The 25,010-nt window shown below is 63.8% G+C and carries 28 protein-coding genes; 11 read left to right on the top strand and 17 right to left on the bottom strand.

The window, feature by feature from the left end:
- Positions 1 to 42: 42 nt before the first annotated feature.
- On the top strand, positions 43 to 2,067 hold the full coding sequence (gene glyS, locus IM737_RS18200) for a glycine--tRNA ligase subunit beta (RefSeq protein WP_236896460.1): 2,025 nt from the start codon (positions 43 to 45) through the stop codon (positions 2,065 to 2,067).
- A gap of 199 nt (positions 2,068 to 2,266) precedes the next feature.
- On the opposite strand, the gene IM737_RS18205 is transcribed toward glyS, so the two are convergent.
- A complete protein-coding gene (locus IM737_RS18205; RefSeq protein ID WP_236896462.1) occupies positions 2,267 to 2,605 on the bottom strand; it encodes a hypothetical protein in 339 nt (112 codons plus the stop codon).
- A gap of 64 nt (positions 2,606 to 2,669) precedes the next feature.
- On the opposite strand from IM737_RS18205, the gene IM737_RS18210 reads away from it, so the two are divergent.
- A complete protein-coding gene (locus tag IM737_RS18210) occupies positions 2,670 to 3,650 on the top strand; it encodes a DUF808 domain-containing protein (RefSeq protein ID WP_236896464.1) in 981 nt (326 codons plus the stop codon).
- A gap of 164 nt (positions 3,651 to 3,814) precedes the next feature.
- On the opposite strand, the gene IM737_RS18215 is transcribed toward IM737_RS18210, so the two are convergent.
- Positions 3,815 to 5,146: a dihydroorotase gene (locus IM737_RS18215; RefSeq protein ID WP_236896466.1), complete on the bottom strand. Its 1,332-nt coding sequence runs from the start codon at positions 5,144 to 5,146 to the stop codon at positions 3,815 to 3,817.
- A gap of 69 nt (positions 5,147 to 5,215) precedes the next feature.
- Here IM737_RS18215 and ygfZ point away from each other — a divergent pair, with 69 nt between their 5' ends.
- From ygfZ to IM737_RS18230, 3 genes are all read left to right on the top strand, one after another.
- On the top strand, positions 5,216 to 6,037 hold the full coding sequence (gene ygfZ, locus IM737_RS18220) for a CAF17-like 4Fe-4S cluster assembly/insertion protein YgfZ (protein WP_236899965.1): 822 nt from the start codon (positions 5,216 to 5,218) through the stop codon (positions 6,035 to 6,037).
- A 60-nt stretch (positions 6,038 to 6,097) separates the two neighbouring features.
- Positions 6,098 to 6,700, top strand: a complete 603-nt coding sequence (locus IM737_RS18225) for an HD family hydrolase (RefSeq protein WP_236896468.1) — start codon at positions 6,098 to 6,100, stop codon at positions 6,698 to 6,700.
- A gap of 124 nt (positions 6,701 to 6,824) precedes the next feature.
- Positions 6,825 to 7,346, top strand: a complete 522-nt coding sequence (locus tag IM737_RS18230) for a hypothetical protein (RefSeq protein ID WP_236896470.1) — start codon at positions 6,825 to 6,827, stop codon at positions 7,344 to 7,346.
- Here the strand turns inward: IM737_RS18230 and IM737_RS18235 are convergent.
- From IM737_RS18235 to IM737_RS18245, 3 genes are all read right to left on the bottom strand, one after another.
- Positions 7,343 to 8,389: a cell wall hydrolase gene (locus tag IM737_RS18235; protein ID WP_236896471.1), complete on the bottom strand. Its 1,047-nt coding sequence runs from the start codon at positions 8,387 to 8,389 to the stop codon at positions 7,343 to 7,345. The genes IM737_RS18230 and IM737_RS18235 overlap by 4 nt on opposite strands.
- A gap of 184 nt (positions 8,390 to 8,573) precedes the next feature.
- Positions 8,574 to 9,137 carry a hypothetical protein gene (locus IM737_RS18240; RefSeq protein WP_236896473.1) on the bottom strand — a complete coding sequence of 188 codons (564 nt, stop codon included), beginning with the start codon at positions 9,135 to 9,137 and terminating at the stop codon, positions 8,574 to 8,576.
- Between the two features lie 66 nt (positions 9,138 to 9,203).
- Positions 9,204 to 11,468, bottom strand: coding sequence for a putative PEP-binding protein (locus IM737_RS18245; RefSeq protein WP_236896475.1), 2,265 nt, complete (start codon positions 11,466 to 11,468; stop codon positions 9,204 to 9,206).
- Positions 11,469 to 11,584: 116 nt separating this feature from the next.
- Between IM737_RS18245 and ispH the strand changes: the two genes are divergently transcribed.
- Both ispH and rnhA read left to right on the top strand, forming a co-directional pair.
- Positions 11,585 to 12,556, top strand: a complete 972-nt coding sequence (gene ispH, locus IM737_RS18250; RefSeq protein ID WP_236899966.1) for a 4-hydroxy-3-methylbut-2-enyl diphosphate reductase — start codon at positions 11,585 to 11,587, stop codon at positions 12,554 to 12,556.
- A gap of 70 nt (positions 12,557 to 12,626) precedes the next feature.
- Positions 12,627 to 13,100: a ribonuclease HI gene (gene rnhA, locus IM737_RS18255; protein WP_236896477.1), complete on the top strand. Its 474-nt coding sequence runs from the start codon at positions 12,627 to 12,629 to the stop codon at positions 13,098 to 13,100.
- A gap of 65 nt (positions 13,101 to 13,165) precedes the next feature.
- On the opposite strand, the gene IM737_RS18260 is transcribed toward rnhA, so the two are convergent.
- From IM737_RS18260 to IM737_RS18275, 4 genes are all read right to left on the bottom strand, one after another.
- Positions 13,166 to 13,717 (bottom strand): hypothetical protein, encoded by a 552-nt coding sequence (locus IM737_RS18260; RefSeq protein ID WP_236896479.1) that lies wholly within the window; start codon positions 13,715 to 13,717, stop codon positions 13,166 to 13,168.
- A 52-nt stretch (positions 13,718 to 13,769) separates the two neighbouring features.
- Positions 13,770 to 14,030, bottom strand: a complete 261-nt coding sequence (locus tag IM737_RS18265) for a hypothetical protein (RefSeq protein WP_236896481.1) — start codon at positions 14,028 to 14,030, stop codon at positions 13,770 to 13,772.
- 135 nt (positions 14,031 to 14,165) lie between these two features.
- Positions 14,166 to 14,546, bottom strand: a complete 381-nt coding sequence (locus IM737_RS18270) for a TIGR02301 family protein (RefSeq protein WP_236896483.1) — start codon at positions 14,544 to 14,546, stop codon at positions 14,166 to 14,168.
- A 1-nt stretch (position 14,547) separates the two neighbouring features.
- Entirely contained in the window at positions 14,548 to 14,949 is a 402-nt protein-coding gene (locus IM737_RS18275) for an NUDIX hydrolase (protein ID WP_236896485.1), read from the bottom strand.
- 67 nt (positions 14,950 to 15,016) lie between these two features.
- On the opposite strand from IM737_RS18275, the gene IM737_RS18280 reads away from it, so the two are divergent.
- Positions 15,017 to 15,742, top strand: coding sequence for an SOS response-associated peptidase (locus IM737_RS18280; protein ID WP_236896487.1), 726 nt, complete (start codon positions 15,017 to 15,019; stop codon positions 15,740 to 15,742).
- Between the two features lie 142 nt (positions 15,743 to 15,884).
- Here IM737_RS18280 and IM737_RS18285 read toward each other — a convergent pair whose 3' ends face one another.
- The gene (locus IM737_RS18285) at positions 15,885 to 16,445 is read right to left on the bottom strand and encodes a hemerythrin domain-containing protein (RefSeq protein WP_236896489.1); all 561 of its coding nucleotides are present in this window, start codon (positions 16,443 to 16,445) and stop codon (positions 15,885 to 15,887) included.
- 72 nt (positions 16,446 to 16,517) lie between these two features.
- A complete protein-coding gene (locus tag IM737_RS18290) occupies positions 16,518 to 17,933 on the bottom strand; it encodes an FAD-binding oxidoreductase (protein WP_236896490.1) in 1,416 nt (471 codons plus the stop codon).
- Positions 17,934 to 18,134: 201 nt separating this feature from the next.
- Here IM737_RS18290 and IM737_RS18295 point away from each other — a divergent pair, with 201 nt between their 5' ends.
- Both IM737_RS18295 and aroC read left to right on the top strand, forming a co-directional pair.
- Positions 18,135 to 18,752 (top strand): histidine phosphatase family protein, encoded by a 618-nt coding sequence (locus IM737_RS18295; RefSeq protein WP_236896492.1) that lies wholly within the window; start codon positions 18,135 to 18,137, stop codon positions 18,750 to 18,752.
- A 52-nt stretch (positions 18,753 to 18,804) separates the two neighbouring features.
- A complete protein-coding gene (gene aroC / locus IM737_RS18300) occupies positions 18,805 to 19,920 on the top strand; it encodes a chorismate synthase (protein ID WP_236896494.1) in 1,116 nt (371 codons plus the stop codon).
- A 14-nt stretch (positions 19,921 to 19,934) separates the two neighbouring features.
- On the opposite strand, the gene IM737_RS18305 is transcribed toward aroC, so the two are convergent.
- The 5 genes from IM737_RS18305 to IM737_RS18325 form a co-directional block, all read right to left on the bottom strand.
- On the bottom strand, positions 19,935 to 20,234 hold the full coding sequence (locus IM737_RS18305; protein WP_236896496.1) for an alkylphosphonate utilization protein: 300 nt from the start codon (positions 20,232 to 20,234) through the stop codon (positions 19,935 to 19,937).
- A gap of 85 nt (positions 20,235 to 20,319) precedes the next feature.
- Positions 20,320 to 21,060, bottom strand: coding sequence for a TlyA family RNA methyltransferase (locus IM737_RS18310; protein ID WP_236896498.1), 741 nt, complete (start codon positions 21,058 to 21,060; stop codon positions 20,320 to 20,322).
- Positions 21,057 to 21,662 carry an SCO family protein gene (locus IM737_RS18315; protein ID WP_236896500.1) on the bottom strand — a complete coding sequence of 202 codons (606 nt, stop codon included), beginning with the start codon at positions 21,660 to 21,662 and terminating at the stop codon, positions 21,057 to 21,059. The genes IM737_RS18310 and IM737_RS18315 overlap by 4 nt, the downstream gene beginning before the upstream one ends.
- Before the next feature lie 143 nt (positions 21,663 to 21,805).
- Entirely contained in the window at positions 21,806 to 22,048 is a 243-nt protein-coding gene (locus IM737_RS18320) for an exodeoxyribonuclease VII small subunit (RefSeq protein ID WP_236896502.1), read from the bottom strand.
- A gap of 10 nt (positions 22,049 to 22,058) precedes the next feature.
- A complete protein-coding gene (locus tag IM737_RS18325) occupies positions 22,059 to 23,006 on the bottom strand; it encodes a histone deacetylase family protein (RefSeq protein ID WP_236896504.1) in 948 nt (315 codons plus the stop codon).
- 72 nt (positions 23,007 to 23,078) lie between these two features.
- Here IM737_RS18325 and IM737_RS18330 point away from each other — a divergent pair, with 72 nt between their 5' ends.
- Positions 23,079 to 24,020, top strand: a complete 942-nt coding sequence (locus tag IM737_RS18330; protein WP_236896505.1) for an L-threonylcarbamoyladenylate synthase — start codon at positions 23,079 to 23,081, stop codon at positions 24,018 to 24,020.
- Here IM737_RS18330 and IM737_RS18335 read toward each other — a convergent pair.
- Entirely contained in the window at positions 24,017 to 24,967 is a 951-nt protein-coding gene (locus IM737_RS18335) for a DnaJ C-terminal domain-containing protein (protein ID WP_236896507.1), read from the bottom strand. The two genes, IM737_RS18330 and IM737_RS18335, sit on opposite strands and share 4 nt — an antisense overlap.
- Between the last annotated feature and the right edge of the window lie 43 nt (positions 24,968 to 25,010).

Raw genomic sequence — 25,010 nt, forward strand, 5'->3', positions numbered from 1 at the left:
CGCAAGCTAACAAACCGGCACTTGTAACGCCCGGTGTCACCCATGCCCGAACTGCTGCTCGAACTCTTTTCCGAGGAAATCCCGGCCCGCTTCCAGCGCCGCGCCGCCGACGACCTCAAGAAGGCGGTCACCAATGCGCTGGTCGATGCGGGTCTCGTCTATGAGGGCGCAAAGGCCTTCGTGACCCCGCGCCGCCTGGCGTTGACTGTGACCGGCCTGCCGGCCCGCTCGCCCGATACGCGCGAAGAGAAAAAGGGTCCCAAGGTTGGCGCGCCGCAGCCAGCCATTGACGGCTTCCTGCGCTCGGCCGGATTGACCTCGCTCGATCAGGCCAAGATCGAATCCGACCCCAAGAAGGGCGACTTCTACGTCGCCCACATCAACAAGCCGGGCGCCGATTCCGTCGCTTTGCTCTCGACCATCCTGCCGAAGATACTCACCGATTTTCCCTGGGCCAAGTCGATGCGCTGGGGCAGCGGCACTTTCAACTGGGTGCGTCCGCTGCGCGCCATCACCGCCACCTTCGGCGCCGAAAACGAAGAGCCGGTAGTGGTGCCCTTCGCCTCCAACGAACTGACCTCCGGCCAGACCACCTTCGGCCACCGCTTCCTCGCCCCCGACGCGATCAAGGTCCGCCGCTTCGACGACTATTCGGCCGCGCTGGAGCGCGCCAAGGTCGTGCTCGATATCGACCGCCGCAAGGACATCATCAAGACCGATGCCGAGCAGCTCGCCTTCGCCCAGGGCCTGACGGTAATAACGGACGAAGGCCTGCTCGAAGAGGTCGCCGGCCTCGTCGAATGGCCGGTGGTCATGATGGGTACGTTCGATCCCGCCTTCCTCAAGCTCCCCGAGGAAGTCATCATCGCCACCATCCGCGCCAACCAGAAATGCTTCTGCCTGCGCGACGCGACCGGCAAGCTGGCGCCGAACTTCATCATCACTGCCAACACCGAAGCCAGTGATGGCGGTGCCGTGATCACCGCGGGCAACGAACGCGTCATTCGTGCGCGTTTGAGCGACGCGATGTTCTTCTATCAGGGCGACCTGGCTCTGCCGCTCGAGCATGGCCTGCCCAAGCTCGAAGACACAGTGTTCCACGCCAAGCTGGGCAGCCAGTTCGCCCGCGTCGAACGGCTGGTCAAGCTCGCCGCCGAAATCGCCCCCCAGGTCGGCGCCGACCCGGAACGCGCCAAGCGCGCCGCCATGCTGGCCAAGGCAGATCTCACCACCGGCATGGTCGGCGAGTTCCCCGAACTGCAGGGCCTGATGGGCCGCTACTACGCTACGGCGCAGGGCGAACCATCCGACATCGCGACCGCAATGGAGATGCACTACAAGCCACTCGGCCCCACCGACAAGGTGCCGACCGAACCGGTGTCGATCGCCGTCGCTCTGGCCGACAAGCTCGATCTGCTGACCGGGTTCTGGGCCATCGACGAAAAGCCCACTGGCTCGCGCGATCCCTTCGCGCTGCGTCGCGCGGCGCTGGGTGTGATCCGGATTATCTCCGAGAATGGCCTGCGCTTCCCGCTTAAGGTCGAGCCCGATCTCCTCGCCTTCTTCCACGACCGCCTGAAAGTCTCGCTCCGCGACGCCGGCGCCCGCCACGATCTTGTCGATGCCGTCATCTCCGCTGACAGCGACGACATCCTGCAGATCACCCAGCGCGCCGAAGCCCTCTCGGCCCTGTTGTCATCCTCCGACGGCCAGAACCTGCTCGCCGGCTACAAGCGCGCCGCCAACATCCTCGCCGCCGAGGAAAAGAAAGACGGCAAGGCCTATGCCGGCGCCGTCTCGCAGGATGCGCTGGTATTGCCCGAGGAAACCGCGCTTGCCTTCGCCGTCGATGCCGTCCATGCCGCTGTGGGCAATCACGTCGCCAAGGACGACTACAAGGGCGCCATGGCCGAACTGGCCTCGCTCCGCGCCCCGGTCGACGCCTTTTTCACGGCGGTCCTTGTCAACGACGCCGACCCGGCTATCCGCACCAACCGCCTGAACCTGCTGGCCCGCCTGCGCGACACCATGCACTTGGTGGCGGATTTCTCGAAGGTTGCTGGCTGATCTCACAAGCCTCTCAGTGGTCCACCCTTCCCCTTGTGGGGAGGGAAGCGAGATAGGACTTAGCTACAGCTAAGTCCGTACATCGAGCAGGAAGGGGGTATCTCTCCGCGAGTCTGGTGCTCGTGACACCCCCACCCTGGATCCCTCCCCACAAGGGGAAGGGTGTCGACTGGGCGATCCTGACGTCAGGGCCGTCCCCTTAACCCGTCGGCAACCCGCACAGCAGACTCCCCAGCGTCGTCGAAAACGTGAACGTCGCCTCGCCCCGCTCATCAGTCGTAAAACTGCCGGTGAGATCGATGTCCGCCAGCGGCCCGCTCAGCGCATTGACACTGTTGCCCGACGAGGCGATCTGGCCACTGCCGCCGATGGTGGCATCCGAGCTGAACGCATAGTCGCCCGCCACCTGCAGGGTCAGCACGCCGAACGACGCCCCATTCATATCCACGCACAGATAGACGCCCGGCGGCGGGAACTGTGCGAAGGCGTGCACTGTTGCGGCGAGGACGATGGCTGCGGCGATGAGACTTTTCTGCATAGCCGCATGTTGCACTCTTGCGGTGCCGATGCCAAATCACGGCAACGCAATTGAAGGAACGCACATGAGCGTCGGTCTACTTGCTCTGCTCGATGACGTCGCCGGCCTCGTCAAGGTCGCGGCCGCCTCGCTGGACGACATCGCCGGCCAGGCTGCCAAGGCGGGCGTCAAGGCCGCCGGCGCCGTGATCGACGACGCCGCTGTCACCCCCAACTACGTTCACGGCTTTACCGCCGATCGCGAGCTGCCCATCGTCGGCAAGATCGCCTGGGGCTCGATCAAGAACAAGCTGATTTTCCTGCTACCAGCGGCGCTGATCCTGTCCATCTTCGCCCCCTGGCTGATCACGCCACTGCTGATGATCGGCGGCGCCTATCTTTGCTACGAGGGTGCCGAGAAGGTCTTCCATGCCTTGGCCCCGCACGAGGCCGAGCATCACGAGGCTAGTCTCGAACCCGTGGCCATCGACGCCGTGTCGCTTGAAGAACGGAAGATCGCCGGTGCCATCAAGACCGATTTCATCCTCTCCGCCGAGATCATGACCATCATTCTGGCCGCTATCGAAGTGCCCGATTTCTGGACCCGCGCCGCCATCCTCGCTGTGGCCGGCATCGGCATCACCATCGCCGTCTATGGCGCGGTGGCGCTGATCGTGAAGGCCGATGATTTCGGCCTCTGGACCGCCACCCACGCTCGTACCGGCGCCGCCCGTGCTTTCGGTCGCGGCATCGTCAAGTTCATGCCCGTCTTCATGCAGGTGCTGAGCCTGATCGGCACCGCCGCCATGACCTGGGTGGGCGGCAGCATCGTCGCGCACGGCCTCCACGAATTCGGCATCAACGGCCCCGAATACGTCATCGAGGCCGCCGCCCACTGGGCCGAACACACCTTCTCAGCCATCGGCGCCTTCGCCGGCTGGTTCGCCACAGCCCTGGTGGATTTCGTCATCGGCCTGGCCTTGGGCGCGCTGTTGATCCCGGTGGCCGGCTACGTGATCGCGCCGGCCTGGAAGGCAATCAAGGGCATGTTGCCGAAGCGGGCTTAGGTCAGGGCAAAGCGCCTGCGACACCCACCGTGTCATTCCGGGCGAAGGCCGGAATCCATCCTGAGATAGTTGGATCAGTGATGGACGCGGAAAGACCTCAGGATGGATCCCGGCCTTCGCCGGGATGACACCGTGGATGGGCAATGAAGCGCCGGTTAAGGGGCTCAGGCCCCAGCCACCAACGCCTCAAGAAACCGGATCGGCTGCCCCTGCGACGGTGTCACCAGCTCGCCCTGCCACATCACCGTCTTGCCGCGAACGATCGTGCCGACCGGCCAACCGGTCACCGTCACCCCGTCATAGGGCGTCCAGCCGACCCGCGACTTCACCCATTCATTGGTGATCGTCTCACGGCGCTTCAGGTCCACAATGGTGAAGTCGGCGTCATAGCCCACCGCGATCCGGCCCTTGCCGGCAATGCCGAACAGTCGGTTCGGGCCGTGACTGGTCATGTCGACGAACCGCGCGAGGCTCAGTTTTCCTGCATTCACGTGGTCGAGCATGGTGGGAACCAGCGTCTGCACGCCTGTCATGCCGGAATGGCTGGCAGGGTAGGGGTGGTCCTTCTCTTCGCGTGTATGCGGCGCATGGTCGGAGCCCAGAATATCGGCGACGCCATTGGCTACGCCCTTCCAGATGCCCTCGCGATGCGCCTTGTCGCGCACCGGCGGGTTCATCTGGACATAGGTGCCCAGGCGCGTATAGGCCGTCTCGTCCAGTGTCAGGTGGTGCGGCGTCACCTCGACGCTGGCCACGTCCTTGTGGTCGGCCAGGTAGATCATCTCGTCGGCCGTCGAAATATGCAGCACATGGATGCGCTTGCCAGTCTTGTGGGCTAGGCCCACCAACCGCTTGGTGCAATTGAGCGCCACTTCGGGCGAGCGCCACACCGGATGGCTCGACGGATCGCCCGCCACCCGCAGGTGCTTGCGCTCTTCGAGCATGTATTCGTCTTCCGAGTGGAACGCGGCTCGGCGCGAGATGGCGCGCAGGATGGCCTCGACGCCATCGTCATCGGCCACCAGCAGCGACCCGGTGGATGAGCCCATGAACACCTTGACGCCCGCGCATCCCGGAAGCTTTTCCAGCACGGGCAGTTCGGCGACATTCTCGTGCGTGCCGCCGATATAGAAGGCAAAGTCGCAATGCATGCGGTTGGTGGCGCGGGCGATCTTGTCCTCGAAGGTCTCGCGCGTCGTGGTCAGCGGATTGGTGTTGGGCATCTCGAACACGCCCGTGACGCCGCCCATGACCGCCGAGAGCGAACCTGATTCCAGATCTTCCTTATGCGTCAGTCCAGGCTCGCGGAAATGCACCTGCGTGTCGATCACGCCGGGCAGGATATGCAGGCCCTTGCAGTCTACGATCTCGTCGGCGCTGTCGCCGACGCTGCCGATCGCAAAGATCCGCCCGCCGCGCACCGCAATGTCCGCCAGCCCCTCGCCATCATGGTTGACCAGAGTGGCGTTCTTGAAAATCGTATCGTACTGCGCCATGTGTCTGGTCCTGCCCTGTCAAAGCCTTAGCCGGGTTTAGCGGAGGCAGCGTCCGAGAGGCAAGTGACCATGACCATCCATCTGCGCGCCGACCGTGCCGTGTTCCGCTTTTCCGGTCCCGACGCGCACAAACTACTCAACGATGTGGTGACCGGCCCGATCCCGGCAGAGAATAACAGTATGGCCGCCTGGTGGGCGCTGCTGTCCCCGCAAGGCAAAATCCTCGCCGAAGGCCTGGCGGGCTACGCCGAAGACGCGCTCTGGCTCGATGTCCATCAGACGGTGGCCGACGATTTCTTCAAGCGCATGAAAATGTACCGCCTGCGGGCACAGGTGGTCATCGACGACCTGCGCGAGACGCACCGCGTCGGCTTTGCAACAGAGCAGACGGCTGGTCTCGTCCACGCCGACCCGCGCGGTCTGAGTGGCTGGAGGGCCATCGCTCCAATCGACGAGGCCACCAGTTGGGACGCCAGCGACACGGTCTATCGCCAGTCCCGCACCGCTAATGGCATCTCAGAGCAGGGCGCCGATTTTCCCGCCAACGACACCTTCGCCCACGATATAGGCCTCGACATCCTCGACGGCATCGACTTCGCCAAGGGCTGCTATGTCGGTCAGGAGGTCGTCAGCCGCATGAAGCACCGCGGCACCGCTCGCCGTCGCCCGGTGATTGTTTCGGGCATCGACGCGCCTGCAGGTTCACCCGTCGTGGCCGGCAGTCGAGAAGCCGGGACGATTGGAACCGTCGTCGATGGCAAGGCCGTTGCCATTCTCCGTCTCGACCGCATCACCGATCCGTCCATCGTCACCATCGACGGCAAACCTGTTGTCGTCTCGCTCCCCGCATGGGCGACTTACGCGTTCGGCGACAGCGTTCCCGAGGACTGACCCGCGTCGGTCGAATCGGTTACGCTCACGGGTAACAGTCTGCTAGCATTTTGGGGCAATATGGCGCGTCTAAAGGACCGTGCGTGGCAACGCATGCTGTCGGGTCGACGGCTCGACATTCTCGATCCGTCGCCGCTCGATGTCGAGCTCTCCGACATCGCCCACGGGCTGGCGCGCGTTGCCCGCTGGAACGGCCAGACCATTGGTGATTATCCCTTTTCCGTCGCGCAGCACTCCGTGCTGGTGCTCGAACTCTTCCGCACTCACACGCCGGATTGTACGCCGATGGCCCAGCTCCAGGCCCTGCTGCACGACGCCCCCGAATACGTGATGGGCGACATCATCTCCCCCTTCAAAGCCGCCATGGGTGGCAACTACAAGGACGTTGAAAACCGATTATTGTCAGCGGTTTACCTGCGCTTCTCGCTGCCGGCCACCATGGCCGCACCAACAGCCAAACTGGTCAAAAAAGCCGACCGCGAAGCCGCTTTCTTCGAGGCAGTCCACCTTGCCGGCTTCGAAGATTCCGAGGCCCGGAAATTCTTCGGCGCACCCACCTTGCCGGCCTTCGACGTCGAGGCTTTCGACCGGCTGATCCGCCCCTGGCCGACCCGCGAGGCGCATGACCGGTTCGTCGCCGCCTTCGAGGCGATTTCCGTTTGATATCAGCCGCTTGGCTTGTGGAAATTAACCCTAACAACCGATGAACTTTGCGCCCGCGCGGCGCTCATGGTTACTGCTTCGTTAAGGCCGACACGACCAGTCGCACCATTTCGGGACAGGAGCCATGGACCTGCCAGATCGCCATATGTTGCTCGGGATGACCCTGGGCGCCCTCTGCGCAACCGTAATCGCCTTCACGGGGCCCGGCATGGTCGTCGAGACTTTCGCCGATGACCTGCTGGACCGCGTCGTGCCACAGGGCTTCGATCCGTCCAAGCTGGTGCGCTTCGAGGGCCGGAAGTATCTGGTCGAGAGCGAGGACTGGGTCTCGACCGAGCCGCTATCGACGGCGGTGGTCAAGAAGGTCGAGGCCGGCAAGGTGTCCTACGTCACCATCACCACGACCGAGACCGGGACCTACTCGACCGACGCGATGTTCTCCGACCACGTCCAGTACCCGGGCATCGCGGTCGATGAAGTGCCGCGCTACCCGCACAACCGCTTCTCCTACTGGAGCGGCGGCAATTGGTACGGCTTCACCACCGGCGGCGCCAACTCGTTCTTCCACTACCGCAGCGGCAACACGCGCGTCAGCACGTATGGCGACACCACCTGTGTGTCGGGCCGCAACTTCACCGTCTGCTAGCCAAACAGCCAGCCACTCTTGAACTTGTAGAAGACGTGCAGCCCGATCTGGGTAACCTTGGTCATACGGGGCGCCCAGGCCGGTCGGACATAGGTGGCGTGGTAGTGCGTCGCGTTGGCCACCTCGGTGAGGTAGAGTTCGCCAGCAGCGAAGCGCCGGGCAATGTCCTGCGCCTGGGCCCAGGACTTGCTGTCGTTGATGGTTTCCGGGATGCCGTCGCAGGCAAAGGAGAACTGGCAGGAATTGCGCCGGTTCTGGTTCTGGAACACCACGCCACAGATGGTGTCGGGATAGCGACGATCCTTGACGCGGTTCTGCACCACCTGGGCCACGGCCACCTGGCCACGATAGCTTTCGCCGCGCGCTTCGAAATAGATCGCCGTGGCGAGGCACCAGAGCTCCTTGTCGTCCGCGGCAATCACGGGACCGGGCGAGAAGCCGCCGGTGACTGGGGCCGTCGCCCGGGCGTAGGCGAGTTGTTCGGACGCCAGCACGGGCATGGGGGTGGTCGATTGGGGCGCGATGCCGGCGATTGCGTCGAGTGCTGCTGCGGTCGACGGACTGATCGAAGCAACCGACATACGCGGGCCGATTTCGACATCGCCCGTTGCGGGCGGATTGATGTCGGCCAGCCGCGACTGGCCCAGATCGGTTGGGTCTGCCGGGCCGGCACGCAAGGCCGCAAGCCGCACGCGGACTTCTTCGAAGCTGCGCGAAATGGCCAGTACGTCGACCTGCGGGCGAACGCGGTCGCCCTTTTCGGCGCGGTTCGGACCGGTAAAGCTGGCGGTGTCGAAGAGATGGTCGACCGATCCGGTAATCACAGGGTCAACGCCGGTATAGGACAGGCTTGCCGTGACGATGTCGACATTGGCGGGCAGGGCCGCTTCCAGGTCCGAGGCCGGGCCGTGGGCGCCGCCTGTGAGGCTCGTATATGTCAGGGCACAAAAAATCCCGACGACCAGAAACCTGGTGAAGGGATGTGTCCGTCGAACCGCTCTAGCCGGGTGCGATTGCACCACCGGCCGGTGGGAAGAGACCATATACGCTACTCAACACTACGCAACAAAACTACTGATCGGCAAAAGTGACGCTAAAATGCCGACATTCGTAATGATGTCTGATTAGGGTTAGCAGGCGGTAAATGGCTTTTGCGGCGCAGCAATGGGTTAACCATGGCCGCGGCCCGGCAGGAGTGTGACTGGCGGATTTGTGATCGGGCGCCGGCTAGTTCCCGCAGGCAGCGCGCACCGGCGCGACTTCGGCCATGAAAGCATCGACCCGGAAGCGCACCGAGAGCGAGCGCGAGTTAACCGGGGTTACGCGCACCGTGAGGTTGGTGGCGCCTTCCAGGCCCTGCAGAAACGCGGCCGCGCCGTCGGCTTCGCTCATGATAATCGCCGTGTTCTCTGCGTTTACCAGCAGCGTCCGGCTGCGCGCGGCCTGCAGGTCGTATTGCAACGTAATGCCGGCATCGCGGCCGAGGGCCGACATGGTGTTGCCGGCAAAGCCAAAGGCGATGGACAATCTGTCGTCCTCGCACATCACCGTCATCGTGGCCGGCGCCCGGCCACTCGGGCGTGCCGGGATCAACTGCTCGGATTCAAGCATAGCCACTGCAGGAAGGTCTGAAGACGCTGCCGGCCGGAACAGACCATCGTAGCAAGCCAGGCGTTGGTCATTTGCAGCAATGGCTGCACACTGAGCCCCATCCTGGGCAAAGGCGATCGGCGCAGGAGCAAAAAACATCGGCAACAGCGCTAGTACCGGCAGAAATTTCACGTCGGTCACGTCCCATCCCTTGTCGCCGACCCTGTCGGCTTCGCCCCCTTCATATGGGGATCGTCAGGCCACTATTTAAGCAGAAGCCTGCGCCAGCGTCAGCCGGGCTACCGGGACACGATAAGGCGAGCAGCTGACATAGTCGACGCCCAGGCCCGCAAAGAACTTCAGCGAGGCCGGATCACCGGCATGTTCACCGCAAATGCCGATCTTGAGGCGCGGATTTGCCGCACGCCCGCGCTCGATAGCAATGGCGATCAACTCGCCCACGCCCTTCTCGTCGATGGTGACGAAGGGGTCACGCTCATAGACGCCCTTGCGCTGATAGGCAGCCAGGAAGGTCGGTGCATCGTCGCGGGAAATGCCGAACGTGGTCTGGGTCAGGTCGTTGGTGCCGAACGAGAAGAAGTCGACCATCTGTGCGATATCGCCGGCCCGGAGACACGCGCGGGGCAGTTCGATCATCGTGCCGAATGAGAAGCGCGCGCGCTCGGTGCGCAACAGCCCGGAATTGGCGGCGATGGTGTTGACGCGCTCGCGCACGAAAGCCACTTCGCTGGCTGTCGAGACGAACGGCACCATCACTTCCACGGCAACCGGTTCGTTCTGCGTCTCGCTGGCCGCGCGCACGCCGGCCATGATGGCCTGCATCTGCATCGAGAGGATTTCCGGATAGGTTATGGCGAGGCGGACACCGCGATGACCCAGCATCGGGTTGACCTCGGCGATCCGCTCCAGCCGCAGACGCAAGGCGCGGACGGCCAAGCCAAGGGACTCGGCGGTCTCCTCGATATCCTCGTCCGTACGCGGCAGGAATTCGTGCAGTGGCGGATCGAACAGACGCACCGTGACCGGCAGGCCCTTCATTGCCGAGAACAGCGCTGAATAATCGCCGGTCTGGAAATCGACGAGGCCGTTGATGGCGCGGCTGCGATCCTCCTCATCCTCGCTGAGGATCATGCGGCGCAGGGCCACCATGCGCTCGGGCGAAAAGAACATGTGCTCGGAACGCGCCAGGCCGATGCCTTCGGCGCCGAAGCTGAGCGCTGTCATTGCCGATTCGACCGTCTCGACATTGGTGCGCACGGCGATGCTGCGGGTGGCGTCAGACCAACCGAGCAGGGTGCCGATCGCGCCGCCGATATGCGGCTGAGCCAGGGGCAGGGTACCGGCATAGACCGAGCCGTCACTGCCATCGATGGTCAGGCGATCCCCGGTGCGGAACTCGCGCTCGCCGATGCGGCAGACCATTTCGCCGGTATCGACCGACAGCGTGCGCACTCCGGCAACGCAGGGTTTACCGGTGATGCGGGCGATCACGCCGGCATGGCTGGACATGCCGCCACGGGCGGTCAGGATGCCGGTGGCGGCCCGCATGCCTTCGATATCGGCCGGGCCGGTTTCGTTGACGACGAGGATGCAGTGCTTGCCCCGCGCCCGCAGCCGGGCCGCATCTTCGGGATTGAACACGATCGCGCCGCTGGCGGCGCCAGGTGACACGCCAAGCCCGGTAGCGATTGGGGTCGCGACTTCGGTGGAGTTAAGACGGGGGTGCAGCAACTGGGCCAAACGCGTCGGATCGATGCGGCTGACGGCATTTTGCGCCGACCACACCTTGCGGTTGACGCGATCCACGGCGGCCTCGAGGTCGGCGGCCGCCGACACCTGCGAGGGACGTGCGGAGAGAAACACCACCTCGCCGCGCTTGATGGCAACGGTGCAGCACATGTGCCGGCCGGCCTTGGCATCGACCAGCGCCACCAGCGCATCCACCGACTCGGGCAGTTTTGGCAAAGGTGCGCCATCGACAGGCGCCGGGCCAATTGCTCCGGTCGTCGCATTGCGCGTCAGGAACTGCTCGACTTCGCCGGCGGCGGTAGCCTGCACCAGAACGATCTGCTTGCCGCGATCCTCGTCGGGCCGACCGGTCCAGCCCTGGCCAAAACCATAGCTGTCGAAAGCATTCTTGATCGCCTTGGCCAGTGGTCGCGTCGGATCGACTGAATCCTCGGCGTTGGCGGGGGCCGCGATGGCCAGCTTGGCCGGCATCAGCCCGCCATTGTGGCTTGCCGCCGATGTGCGCACGACCAGGATCGGCGGCTTGCCGTCCTTGTCGACCAGCTTGAACAGGCAGGCGACCCAATGGGTACGCAACCGCACGTCGCGCTTGGCGCGCTCAGCCTGCAGCGCCTCCCATGCGGAGCGCGTCAATGCGATAGTTGGAACGGTTGGAAAACCGGCCTCGGCAACGCGGAAAATCCAGCGTGCCTTGCCGCTCAGCAGCTTGAGCTGGCTGGCGGACAGGTTCGCCTTCCCCATGGCCGGGGCAATCGCGAACATTTCCTGCGCCAAACTCACTGCTAAGTCCTTGCCATATTGAGGGCTCATATTGCCTATGAGCCTATGCGACCGCAACAAGACTTGACTTGCCCGAGCGTCGAAAGCATCTGACTGTTATGGAAAAGCGGCCACATCTAGACATTCTGCTGTGCGCCCCCCGCGGATTTTGCGCCGGGGTCGATCGGGCGATCCAGATCGTCGAGCTTGCGCTCGAGAAATATGGCGCGCCCGTCTATGTGCGCCATGCCATTGTGCACAACAAATATGTGGTCGATGGCCTGCGCGACAAAGGCGCAGTGTTTGTCGAGGAACTGAGCGAAGTTCCGGAAACGGATGCGCCGGTGGTGTTCTCGGCCCATGGCGTGCCGAAGTCGGTTCCCGCGGACGCGCGTAGCCGCAACATGTTCTTCCTGGATGCGACCTGCCCGCTTGTGAGCAAGGTGCATGTCGAGGCGCAGCGCCATTTTGCCGAAGGTCACGAAATCGTGCTGATCGGCCACAAGGGCCATCCCGAAGTCGTGGGCACGATGGGGCAGTTGCCGGCTGGCGCCATTACGCTGGTCGAGACCGTGGCCGACGCCATGGTGTTCGAGCCGCGCGATCCGCAGACGCTGGCCTTCGTCACCCAGACCACCCTCTCGGTCGATGATACCCGTGAAATCGTCGCAGCGCTGAAGTCCCGTTTCCCTGCTATCAACGGCCCGCACAAGGAAGACATCTGCTACGCCACCACCAACCGGCAGGAGGCCATCAAGGCCGTCGCACCCGAGGTCGACGCGATGATCGTGGTGGGTTCGCCCAACTCGTCCAATTCCCTGCGGCTGGTTGAAGTCGCGGAGCGCGCCGGCTGCAAGGTTGCCATGCTGGTCGACCGGGCATCCGAGATTGATTGGGCCCGCTTCGAGGGCATTAAGTCGCTGGGCGTCTCGGCTGGCGCGTCGGCCCCAGAAAAACTGGTGGACGAGGTGATCGAAGCCTTCGCCCAGCGCTACGACATCAAGGTCGAGGCGCGGGTGACCGCCAGGGAAAACATCGCCTTCAATATCCCCCGCGAACTCCGCACCATCGAAGCCGCCGTTGGGAAATGAGCGACTTATCCACGGGCCTCAGCACCGCCGATAAGCTTGGCATCAACCAAACCTGCGCCAAGAGTCTGCCATGATCGATACCGTCACCATACACACCGATGGCGCCTGCTCGGGTAACCCCGGGCCCGGCGGCTGGGGGGCTATCCTCGAATACGGCGGGCACACCAAGGAGCTCAAGGGCGGCGAGGCGCTGACTACCAACAACAAGATGGAGCTGACGGCCGCCATCGAGGCACTCAATGCGCTCAAGCGGCCGTGCACGGTGGAAATCCATACTGACAGCCAATACGTCAAGAACGGCGTGCAGAGCTGGATGCATGGCTGGAAGAAGAATGGCTGGAAAACCGCCGACAAGAAGCCGGTGAAAAATCTCGAACTGTGGCAGGCACTGGACGAGGCGACAAAGCGCCATTCCATCGAGTGGAAATGGGTCAAGGGCCATGCCGGGCATGAGCTGAACGAGCGCGCTGATCAGCTGGCGAACGAAGGCATGGCGCCGTTCAAGCCGAAGCGGCGAGATGACCGGCTGATGCCGCCTGTTTAGTGCCACGCCCTCGTGGTTCGAGGGTCGCAAGAGCTCCCGCCTCACCATGAGGGCGTGGCACGACCTCAGTCCCCGGCGACAAACGCCTGCCACTCGCCGTCCTTGCCGATATAGACCCGCCAATAGTACCAGGCCTGCAACTCGACCAGCTCGGTGAGCTGATCAGCGGTCAGGATGCGATAGGCGTCGAGTTTTTGCGCGGATGTCAGGTTTGTCAGATCGGGTAGAACCGCCAGGTAGGGCCAGACATAGCTCGGACTATCGCTGGTCGTATCGAACACCGCATAAGGCGCGTTGAGCAGATCGAGCAGGATGGCGAGGTTCTCGATGCCCTGACCGTCGGCCGAGTAGGTCTTGAGGTAGTCCACCGCATCATCGGGTCCGCCATAGCTGACGGTCGGCGGATTGGCCTGTGCCTCGACGATCGGCCGCAAGGCCTCGATATCGCCGGTAAGCGCCGCATCGATCAGCTGCTGGCGCTTCTGCGCAACCGCCTTGGGCAGCAGGCTCAGGTCATTGCTGACGGTGAACTCGGGATAGATCATCTCTTCTGCATCCTGCGCGGCGACAGGCACGATCAGCAGCAGGGCGACGAGAGCAGTGGCAAGCAGGCGCATGGGTGATCCTCCTGATAGGAGCGATCATGCCGATTGGCCGGGCTCTGGCAAGCTATTGCAGGATGCGATCGAGATTGTATTCGCCCGAGCGGATGCGGTCAGGCAGCATCGCGATCAAGTCAGCTGTAGCCTCGTCGCCATGCATTTTGACGAAGGTCGCCAGCGCCGCAAATAGCGAAGCATGCGCAAGCGACGCGCTCTGCACGCCATCGTCTTCGGCATAATTCCAGGCCTCGGCAAGATACTCGAGCGCCAACTGCCGTTCGCCCTGCTCATGGTCGAAAGCGCCTGTGCCCGAGGCCGACGAAAACATGGATCTGCTCGATGTCATGGCGTTCGGGTTAGCATGCGAAACCCGGTAGGGCGCGCAGGAAGTAACCCGAAGGTTAACGGGACGTGCGCGATTGTACGCAGTGCTCTGATGTGTAGGGCACGCCTCGAAGGTCGCCTATTCGGCAAACCGCGTATGGATGTCGCGCGCGGTGCGTTCGGCCTCAACCAGAAGCCGTGTCAGCGCTTCCCGGGCCGCCGGCGTGCAGGCGCGATGGAAGCGCGAATAGGCGGTGTAGCCGCTATTGAAGGCGCCCGCGAGGCGCTGGCGACGATCCTCGTCCGGTTCGTCCAGGGCGATCAGATCGGCCATCTGCGCCCGCCAGTCCTCGGTGCCGGCGCTGCACAGCGGCTGCAGGAAATAGAGGCTGCCCATGATCTCGGCCAGCCGCTCCATCTGCCGCTGATAGGGCGGGTCGATGGCAAAGGCCGGGAACGTGCTCAGCACAAGAAAGAGGGCAATGGCAGGGAGACGAACGCGCTTCATGAGCTTTGCCATATCACTCTTGCGCCAGAACTGCGAAGGCCCTCGCCAGCACATCATCAAGCCTGCTGGTGGTCCGGAACGAAATCAGCGCCACCGGATCAACCCACTTGTGGTCTGCAATCTCGTCTGAGGGACGGATTTGCCCGGAGAAGTCGCGCGTCGCGAAAACGGCGAGGCGGAACGTACCGTCGCGACCCAGGGCCTGGACGAGCACGGGCTGCGGATTGCGGACGGCGAGGCCAAGCTCTTCCTGCACCTCGCGAATGGCGCATTGCTCGATGGTCTCATCGGGCTCCATACGGCCGCCGGGCAGGGTCCATAGATGCTGGTAGGGCGCGAAGGCGCGTTTGATCAGCAGCACCTTGCCATCGCGTACGATGGCGACGCTGGCAGCGTTGGGCAGGTCTTCGGTCACAGGGCGTCCAATTTGCGATTCGCAGCTCCAGAGACTACCTGTGTTTGACTGATTCCGGAGGCCGAACATGTGCGGACGCTATGCCTCGACATTGCCGCCCGAGATGATGGTCGAGCTGTTCAAGCTGATGAAGTCGCTCGACATCATCCCGCGCTACAATATCGCGCCAACGCAGCCGATTGCCGCCATTTGGGAAGCGCACGGCCGGCGCGAAGCGCATTTTGCGCGCTGGGGCCTGGTGCCCGGGTGGGTCAAGGATCCACGCGAGTTTCCGCTGCTAATCAACGCCCGGGTCGAGACCATGGCAGAGAAGCCGGCCTTTCGCGACGCGCTCAAGCATGGCCGCTGCATCATCCCGGCCAGTGGCTATTACGAGTGGCACACCAATCCCGACAAGACCAAGCAGCCCTATTACATTACCATGGAGGATGGGCGCCCCATGGCGCTGGCCGGACTCTATGCGACCTGGATGGGACCGAACGGGGAGGAGATCGACAGCGTCGCGACCATTACCGTCGCCGCCAATGCGCAGCTGTCGGAAGTACACGATCGCATGCCGGCCATCCTGCGCGGCAACGAGATCGACGATTGGCTCAATGTGCGCGACGTGCGGGCCCGTGAGGCCCACCAACTGGCGCTGCCGCTGGAAGATGGAGCGCTGAAATTCCACCCGGTCTCGACGCGGGTCAATTCGGCCCGCGACGACGATCCAGGGTTGATCGAGCCGGTGACGGTGGAAAGGCCCGAGCCCGTGCGCAAGAAGGCTGCAGGCGGGCAACTGGATTTGTTCTGAGGGGCATCGTGCCACGCCCTCGTGGTTCGAGGCGCTGAAGAAGCGCACCTCACCATGAGGGCTGATGAGATATCGAGCTTACAGTAGCCCTCATGGTGAGGTGCGAGCCCTTCGCGAGCCTCGAACCACGAGGGCGTGGCACTTAGCCCCCCAGCTCGAAATAGCCCAGCGCGTCACCCATCGCCTCTTCCTCCCAGCCGAGGTGGGAGAGCAGCACGCGTTCCAATGCGTGATAGACCGCCTTGGCATCCTCGAACCGCGCTTCGGTCGGCTCTGCCGCGAGTGCGTTGAGCGCATCGACGAGACGCTCGAGCAGCTCGTGGACCACCACATGCTCGGCCCCCAGTCGATCGGCGATCGCCTTGAAGCCCTCCCCCTGCAGCGCCAAGGCCGGGAAGATCGCATAGTCCTCGATGGAGTGGTGCGTGTTGACGATCTGGCAGTGCCGTCCGCAGAGATTGCCGAAGCGTCGATAGTTGGCGACCATCGCCAGGTTGTCGGTTTCAGCGGTAATTTCGGCGCGGCTGACGCCGCCTGCATTGGCGCGGTCGATCAGCTTGCCCAGCGTCACCATGTTGTGACGCAGGTGATCATGCACCATGCGCAGGTGCTGGCCTGGCTCGCGTTGAGCCTCGGTCAGGCCCTCGAGCTTCTGCAGCGGCGGACGTGTGGCGTCGTCAAGAAATGAAATGTTGAGCAGCATAGGCCGTAGATGGGCCAGCGGGCCGGGAGGCGCAAGACGGCACCAAAAGGTGGTCGAGGGGCTTCCCGAGAACTATCCCAGCATCTTGCCCGGGTTGAGGATCCCCTTCGGGTCTAGCGCCGTCTTGATGGCGCGCATCATGTCGAGCGCCACGGGGTCCTTCACCTGGCGCAGCAATTCGCGCTTGAGCTGGCCGATGCCGTGCTCTGCAGACACCGACCCGCCCAGTCGCAGCACGATCTCGTAGATAGCTTCATGCATCTGTTCGTCATGTGCAGCCATGAAGGCCTTGGCGTCGGCGCCAACCGGCTGGCTGAAGTTAAAGTGGATGTTGCCATCGCCCATATGGCCGAACGGCACCGCGCGGATCCCGGGAACGAGGCGTTCGGCAGCGACCGTCCCTTCGGCAATCAATTGCGGCACGGCGGCAATCGGAACCGATACGTCGTGTTTGATCGACGCGCCTTCCTTGGATTGCACTTCGCTCATCTGCTCGCGGAAGGCCCACATGCGGGTACGGTCGCCGAGCGACTCGGCAAACACGGCATTGTCGATCAGCCCCTCGGCAAAGGCCGCCTCGATGGCTGCCTGCAAGGAGCCGGGCACGCCGCCTTTCATGCGCGAAACTTCGATCAGCGCATACCATGGCGACGGGCCTGCGGTGGGGTCCCGGTCCAGCATGCCCTGGCGCAACTGCATCTCCAGGCCGAGGTGAGGGATGATCTCGAAGGCGTTGAGGCGGGACCCGGTTCGCTCGCGCAGCAGTTGGAACAGCGTCAGCGCTGCCTCAGGGCCGGCAATGTTGACGATTGTGGTCTCATAGTCTTCCGGCTTGGGGAAGATCTTGAGCGTGGCTGCGGTGATGATGCCCAGCGTGCCTTCGGCGCCGACCAGGAGGTCTTTCAGGTCGTAGCCGGTATTGTCCTTCTTCAGCGAATTGAGCCCGCGATAGAGCCTGCCATCCGCCATCACAGCCTCGACGCCCATGGTCAGCTCCCGGGCGTTGCCGAATGCCAGCACGTTTACGCCGCCAGCATTGGACGACAGCAGGCCGCCGATCCGCGCCGAGCCCTGCGAACCCAGCCACAACGGGAAGATCGTGCCCTCGGCCTCGGCCGCTTTGTGAGCGTTTTCGAGGATCACCCCGGCTTCGGCAGTCATGGTGCCGGCCGCGACGTCCACCGAGCGGATACGATCCAGCTTGGCGAGGCTGACGACGACCTCGTCACCACGCAGCGGCACCTGTGCCCCTACCAACCCGGTATTGCCGCCCTGCGGAATGATGCCGATGCCGGTGTCATTGGCCCAGCGCACGATCGACTGTACCTCTTCGACCGAGCCGGGCAAGGCGATTGCCGCTGCGCCCATATGGAAGCGCTTGCGCGGCTCGTTGAGGTAGTTGCCCATCTTTCCCGGCTCGCCGATGACGGCATTGGCCCCGATCAGGCTGCTGAGCTGGGCGACGACATCGGCGGCGGAAAGGGGCATGGAGAACCGGCATAGTTTGGTCGGCGAGCCAACAACAATGGCCACTCCGTCGCCGGCAGGCAAGCGCCTGTCTCCAACTATCTGCTAGGCAATCTCGCCAGTGGCGCAGGCAGGGGAATCTACTATGGTGCCCTCAGCTTCTTTGAAGCGGCTTGCCTTCTTTCGATAGGACGCGTCGGCTCAGCGACGCGGGAATGAATCATGACAGCCCTGGTTTGGCCGGAAATCTACTTCATCCGGCATGGTGAAACGCCCTGGAATGCCGAACGCCGCTATCAGGGGCGCAAGGACATTCCGCTCAACGATAAGGGCCGCGGCCAGGCCAACCAGAATGGCAAAACGCTCGCGGCGCTGTTCGAGGCGCGCGGGCTCGATCCCAATGCCTTCGAATGGCACGCATCGCCTCTTGGTCGTACGCGTGAAACCATGGAGCGCGTCCGTGCGGGCTTTTCGACGCACCTGCCGGAGGTTCAGTACGACGTGCGCCTGATGGAAATTTCCTTCGGCGTACTCGAAGGCGAGCTGTTCGAGCAATTGCCAGCCAACATGGCCATCGCCCCGGGTTCCCGCACCGAGGACTATTGGGACTATCGCCCCCAAGACGGCGAGAATTATCGCGATGTGGAAGCTCGGCTCGGCGAATTTTCGGCAGTGCTCAAGGGACCGTCAGTGGTGGTTGCGCATGGCGGTATCGCCCGCACTTTGCGTGTGCTGATCGAACATGCGCCGATCGTCGAAGTGATCAACTGGGCTCCGCCGCAAGACGCGGTCATGCACTTCACGCCTGGCAAAATGGAGCTGCTTCGCGCCGCGGTATGATTGACCTGCGTCACCGTGGCTCCTAGAAAGCCGCCAACCACGGGGCCGCGCCATGTCTTTCAATACGTTCGGGCATCTCTTCCGCTTCACCACCTGGGGTGAAAGCCACGGACCGGCGCTCGGCGTGGTGGTGGACGGCTGCCCGCCCGGTCTGATCCTGACGCCCGAAATCATTCAGCGCGACCTCGATCGCCGCAAGCCGGGCCAGTCGAAATACACCACGCAGCGGCGCGAAGAGGATGCGGTGAAAATCCTCTCCGGCGTGTTCGAGGATGAGCGCACCGACGGCCCGCGCACGACGGGTACCCCCATCTCGCTGCTGATCGAAAACACCGACCAGCGCTCCAAAGACTATGCTGAGATCCGCGACAAATACCGTCCGGGCCACGCCGACTATACCTATGACCAGAAATATGGCGTCCGCGACTATCGCGGCGGTGGCCGCACCTCGGCGCGCGAAACTGCGGCGCGCGTGGCGGCAGGCGCAGTGGCGCGGCAGGTCCTGGCCGGCATCACCATCCGCGCCAGCCTCGTGCAGGTCGGGCCGCACAAGATCGACTACGCCAATTTCGACTGGGACCAAGTCGACCAGAACCCGTTCTTCTGCGCCGACGCCAAGGCGGCCGAATTCTGGGCCGACTATCTCGACGGCATCCGCAAGGACGGCAATTCGGTCGGCGCCGTGATCGAAGTGGTTGCCGAGAACGTCCCGGCCGGCTGGGGCGCGCCGATCTACGGCAAGCTGAGCGCCGATCTCGCCTCGGCGATGATGAGCATCAACGCGGTGAAAGCGGTTGAAATTGGTGCCGGCTTTGAGGCCGCCAGTCTCACCGGCATCGACAATGCCGACCAGATGCGGGCAGGGGAGGGCAAGCCCTACTTCCTCTCCAACCACGCAGGCGGCATCCTGGGCGGCATCTCCAACGGCGACCCCATCGTCTGCCGCTTCGCGGTGAAGCCAACATCGTCGATCATCACCCCGCGCCAGACCGTCACCACGACCAATGAAGACACGGACATCATCACCAAGGGCCGCCACGACCCGTGTGTGGGGATCCGTGCCGTGCCGGTGGGCGAGGCGATGATGGCGCTGGTGCTGGCCGATCACGCGCTGCGTCATCGTGGGCAGACGGGTCGTGACGGTGCAGTGGGCTTCGAGCGGAACTAGGCGTCCGCCGCGGCTCAGCGCTTGCGGACGAACTCGGTCCGCAGCACGAGGCCCTTGATGGCGTCGTGCCGACAGTCGATCTCTTCGGGATTGTCGGTGAGGCGGATAGACTTGATCACCGTGCCTTGCTTGAGCGTCTGACCGGCGCCCTTCACCTTGAGATCCTTGATCAGCACAACCTGGTCGCCATCGGCGAGGACAGTGCCGGCGGCATCCACGACCACCAGCGCCGCTTCGGGCGTTGCAGCTACCAGCTCGGACGCCGGGCGCCATTCGCCCGTTGCCTCGTCGTAAATATAGACGTCGTCGGTCATGAGGGTCCGGGGGTTATGTCGTGTCGAGCGCGAAGCTCGTGTTAGTCTGTCTGCACCAGGAACACAAATGCGGGCCGCGGACTGGTCAAGGCGTGCGGCGGAACACCAGCACCGTCTCGACATTCCCGTCACCGCCCGAAATTGGCGACGTCACGGACTGCAGGTGCGCAAAGCCCTGGGCTGCCATGAAGGCTATGACCTCTGCCCGCGCCGTCTCGATTGCGTCCTCGTCGGTCACGATGCCCCCCTTGCCGACATTGCGGCGGCCCACTTCAAACTGCGGCTTGAACAGGATCACCGCATCGGCGTTAGGCGTGCACAGCGCCAGCGGCGCCTCGAGCACCTTGGTCACCGAGACGAAGCTCACATCGGACACCAGCAGATCGATCGGCTCGGGGATCATCTCGGCCGTCAGGTCGCGGGCATTGACGCCTTCCATGCTCACCACGCGGTCGCTGCCCTTCAGTCTTTGATGCAACTGGTCGTGGCCGACATCGACGGCATAGATGCGCCGCGCGCCGCGCTCCATCAGCGCCTGCGTGAAGCCACCCGTCGAGGCACCGACATCGATGCAGGTCTTGCCGTTGGGGTCGATATTGCCCGCCTCAAGGCCGGCGACCAGCTTGAGTGCGGCCCGCGAAACATAATTCGCCGCAGGGTCGTCGAGGGCGACCTTATCGTCCCGTCCCACCATCTGGTTCTGCTTTACGGCGGTGACGCCGTTGATTGTGACCGTGCCGCGCAGGATCGCATCGCGCGCTCGCGCCCGGCTGGGCGCCAACCCGCGCTGCTCCAGCGCCAGATCGAGGCGGATGCGTTCGCTCATCCTTCGACCAGGCGCTTGACCTTGGCGATGGCGGTTTCGGTGGCTTCCTCATAGGCAACAGTGCCTTCGAACGAGCCATCCGCGCCAATGAGGAAGGTCAGCGCGGTGTGATCGACCAGGTAGTATGGGTCATCGGCAGCAAAGCCCTCGGCGCGCTCGCCAAGCACGCCAAACGCCGCCTTGACGGCTGTCGTCTGGGCCTCGTCACCGACCAGCCCGATGATCGAGGGGTCAAAGCCTTCGACATAGCCCTTGACCGTCTCAAGCGTGTCGCGCGCCGGGTCGACAGTGACGAAAATGATACGGAGCTGTTCGGGCGTCAGCCCAAGCTGCTGCCGCCAGGCGGTCGTCTCGGCCAGCGTCGTCGGGCACACGTCGGGGCAAAAGGTATAGCCAAAGAAGATCAGGCTCGGCGTGCCCTTGAGACTATCCTGCGTGAAGCTGCCGCCCTGGGTGGAGGCCAGTTCGAAACTCTGCCCAGTGAGGCCGAGTGGCTTTTGAGGTGGGGCAAAATATAGCATCGCCGTTGCGCCAATAGCGACGACGGCGACCAGCAGCCAGAGCACGATACGAAAATTGCGGAGAGATTTGTTGGTGGTCATGTCGCCTCGGTGGCACGCCCTCGTGGTTCGAGGCTCGCGAAGTGCTCGCACCTCACCATGAGGGCTACTGATACATGGCGTTCCCAGCCCTCATGGTGAGGCGGGAGCGCAGCGACCCTCGAACCACGAGGGCGTGGCGAATGTCAGGCGTCCAGCGGTTCGGTGCCCGTCGCCTTGCCATCGCGATTGAGTGTGATCTTTTCGATGCGGGCCTCGGCCGTGCGCAGCAGCGTCTCGCAATGCGCTTTCAACGCCTCGCCGCGCTCATAAATCGCAATCGATTCTGCCAACGGAGCCCGACCCGATTCCAGCTTGCCGACAATCTCTTCGAGCTGTGCGAGGGCCGCCTCAAAGCTCAGTGTCTTGACGTCGTCATTGTCGGCCATGGGCGAATTCCTATGCGTCCAGGCGCCCGGTGGCGCCGTCCATCAGCATGGCGACATGGTGCGAAACACCGCCCGCCAGACCCTTGAGGTCATAACCACCTTCGAGCAGCGAGACAATGCGGTTGCCGCAGGTCCGCTCGGCCGCATCCATCAACTTTCCCGTGAGCCAGCCATAGTCGTCAGACTGCCAGTTGAGCTGCGCCAGCGGGTCGCGCTCATGCGCGTCAAACCCCGCCGAGATGAGGATCAGGTCCGGCGAAAAGTCGAGCAGAGCCGGGATGATCCGCGTCACATAGGCGTCGCGCATGCGCTCGCCATCGGTGTTGGGATCGAGCGGCGTATTGGCAATATTGCCGACGCCGGTCTCGGTCGCCTTGCCGGTGCCGGGATAGAGCGGCATCTGATGGCTTGAGGCGTAGAAGACGGTCGGATCGTCCTTGAAGATGTCCTGCGTGCCATTGCCGTGATGCACGTCGAAATCGACGATGGCGATGCGTTCGGCGCCATATTTTCGCTGTGCTTCGCGAGCCACGATCGCCACCGTGTTGATCAGGCAAAAGCCCATCGGCGTGGCGATTTCGGCATGGTGACCCGGTGGCCGGATAGCGCAGAAGGCATTGTCGACTTCGCCCAACAGGACCGCGTCGAGCGCCGAAAGCGCCCCACCCAGGCCGGTTGCGGCGGCCGACAGCGAATCGGCGGAGATGAAGGTGTCGCTATCGACCTGCCCGATGCCCTCTGCCGGCCGGGCATCACGAAGCCGCGCCAGATAGCGCGAGTCGTGGACCAACTCGGCCAGCGTGAGATCGCCCGTTGTTGCGCTGCGGCGCAGCAGTTTGTCGAAACGGGAGCGGCCGAGCGCGTCTTCCACGGCGCGGATACGGTCGGCCCGCTCGGGATGGCCCTGCGGCGTCACGTGATCGGCAAAATTCGGTTGGCTGACGAGCAGCGTGGTCACGCGGGGTCATGTCTCCGGGGCAATCGACCGCTTCGTCTTGACGCGCCGGGGTCCGGTTGTCAAACAACGGCCATGACAATGACAGTTCCCCAGCCGATTTCGGTGGAAGACGCCGCCGCGCTGCTCCGCGCCGGCAAGCTCTGCGCCTTTCCCACCGAAACGGTCTATGGGCTGGGCGCCGACGCGACCGACCCCGATGCGGTGCTGGCCATCTACGAGACCAAGGGCCGGCCCCGCTTCAATCCACTCATCAACCATTGCTCGGACCTGGCAATGGCCGAAGCCCTCGCGGAATTTTCACCCCTGGCCCGGCGCCTCGCCGCGCTGTGGCCGGCCGGGCTGACCCTCGTGCTGCCGGCTCTTCCGGGCAACGGGCTGGCCGATGTGGCGACAGCTGGCCTCGACACAGTCGCCATCCGCATTCCGGATCATCCGTTGGCGCTGCAGCTGATCGCTGCGGTCGGCAGGCCGCTCGCTGCACCATCGGCCAATCCGTCCGGACGGCTCTCGCCGACCACCGCCGAGCAGGTGCGGCGAGGTTTTGGTGGTCGCGTGCCGGTGCTCGATGGCGGGCCGTGCCGCGCCGGTGTGGAATCCACTATCATCCGCGTCGAAGGCGACCGGCTGGTACAACTGCGGGCGGGGGCCATCGCCCGGCGCGAGATAGCACGCGCCGTCGGTGTGCCGGTCGAACTGGCCGAGAAGGATGCCGCCATTTCCGCGCCGGGGATGCTGGTAAGCCATTACGCGCCCAATGCCCTGCTGCGGCTCAACGCCGAGCCACGTGACGGCGAAGCTTACCTGGCGTTCGGCCCTGCGCCGGCGTTTGATGGCGTCAGCCGGAACCTGTCGGCCAATGCCGACCTGCACGAAGCCGCACGGAACCTGTTCTCCATGCTGCACGAGCTGGACGCATTAGGGGTAGGGACGATCGCCGTGGCGCCGATCCCGGATACCGGGCTCGGCGAGGCCATCAACGATCGTCTTGAACGTGCGGCGGCGCCGAGGCCTTAATTGTCTCGGACCTTGTAGGGCTTCTGATCCCGCATGAATCGCGCCAGCGCTTCGAGATCGGGGTCGCCACCGGGCGGCAGCACGACCTTGAGATTGGCGTAGAGGTCGCCATCGCCATAGAGGCCCTTGCCCTTAAGGCGCAGCGCCTTGGCGGTGTCGATGCCGGGCGGCAGGTTGAGTTCCACCGAGCCGTCGAGCGTCGGCACCCGTACCTTGGCGCCAAGTACCGCCTCGTAGAGGGTAATCGGCACATCAGTGCGCAGGTCGGCGCCATCGCGGCGGAACTGCTTGGATTTCTCGAAGCGCACCGTGACCAATGCATCCCCAGGCTCGCCCAGGCCGGGCGACCCCTGGCCCTTGAGCCGGATCTGCTGGCCTTCCTCGACCTTTTCCGGGAGCTTGACCGACAGCACCTTGCCCGTCGGCATGCGCACCGAGATCGACGCAGACTTGTGGGCATCCTCCAGCGACACGGTGGCGTTGACCACGATGTCCTCGCCCTTCATCGATCGGCCCGCTCCGGGCCCCGGGCCACCAGCTGCTGCACCGGCAAACGGATCCCATTGCGGACCACGTGCGCCAGCGCCAGCTCCGCCGCGCGCCTGGCCGCCAAAGCCGTTCATGAACTCCTTGAGGATGTCCTCGGCTGAAAAACCGCCCTGCGCCGTGCGTCCACCGCGCTGCCCGCCACCCATGCCGCCCGGATTGAAGCCGGCAAATTTTGGATTGCCGTCGGCATCGATCTCACCGCGATCAAATTGCGCCCGCTTGCTCACGTCGTTCAGCAGGTCATAGGCATTGGTCGCCTCGGCAAACTTGCCGTGCGAGGAGGGATCATCCGGGTTCTGGTCGGGGTGATACTTCTTGGCCAGCTTGCGATAGGCGGACTTGATGTCCTTTTCGCTTGCCGATCGTGGCACCCCAAGCACGGTATAGGGATCGCGCATTTGGTCCATTCAATGAGTCGGGCGTTGATATGCCCCGGTTTCC

The sequence above is a fragment of the Devosia sp. SL43 genome (assembly GCF_021729885.1).
GTDB lineage: Bacteria > Pseudomonadota > Alphaproteobacteria > Rhizobiales > Devosiaceae > Devosia.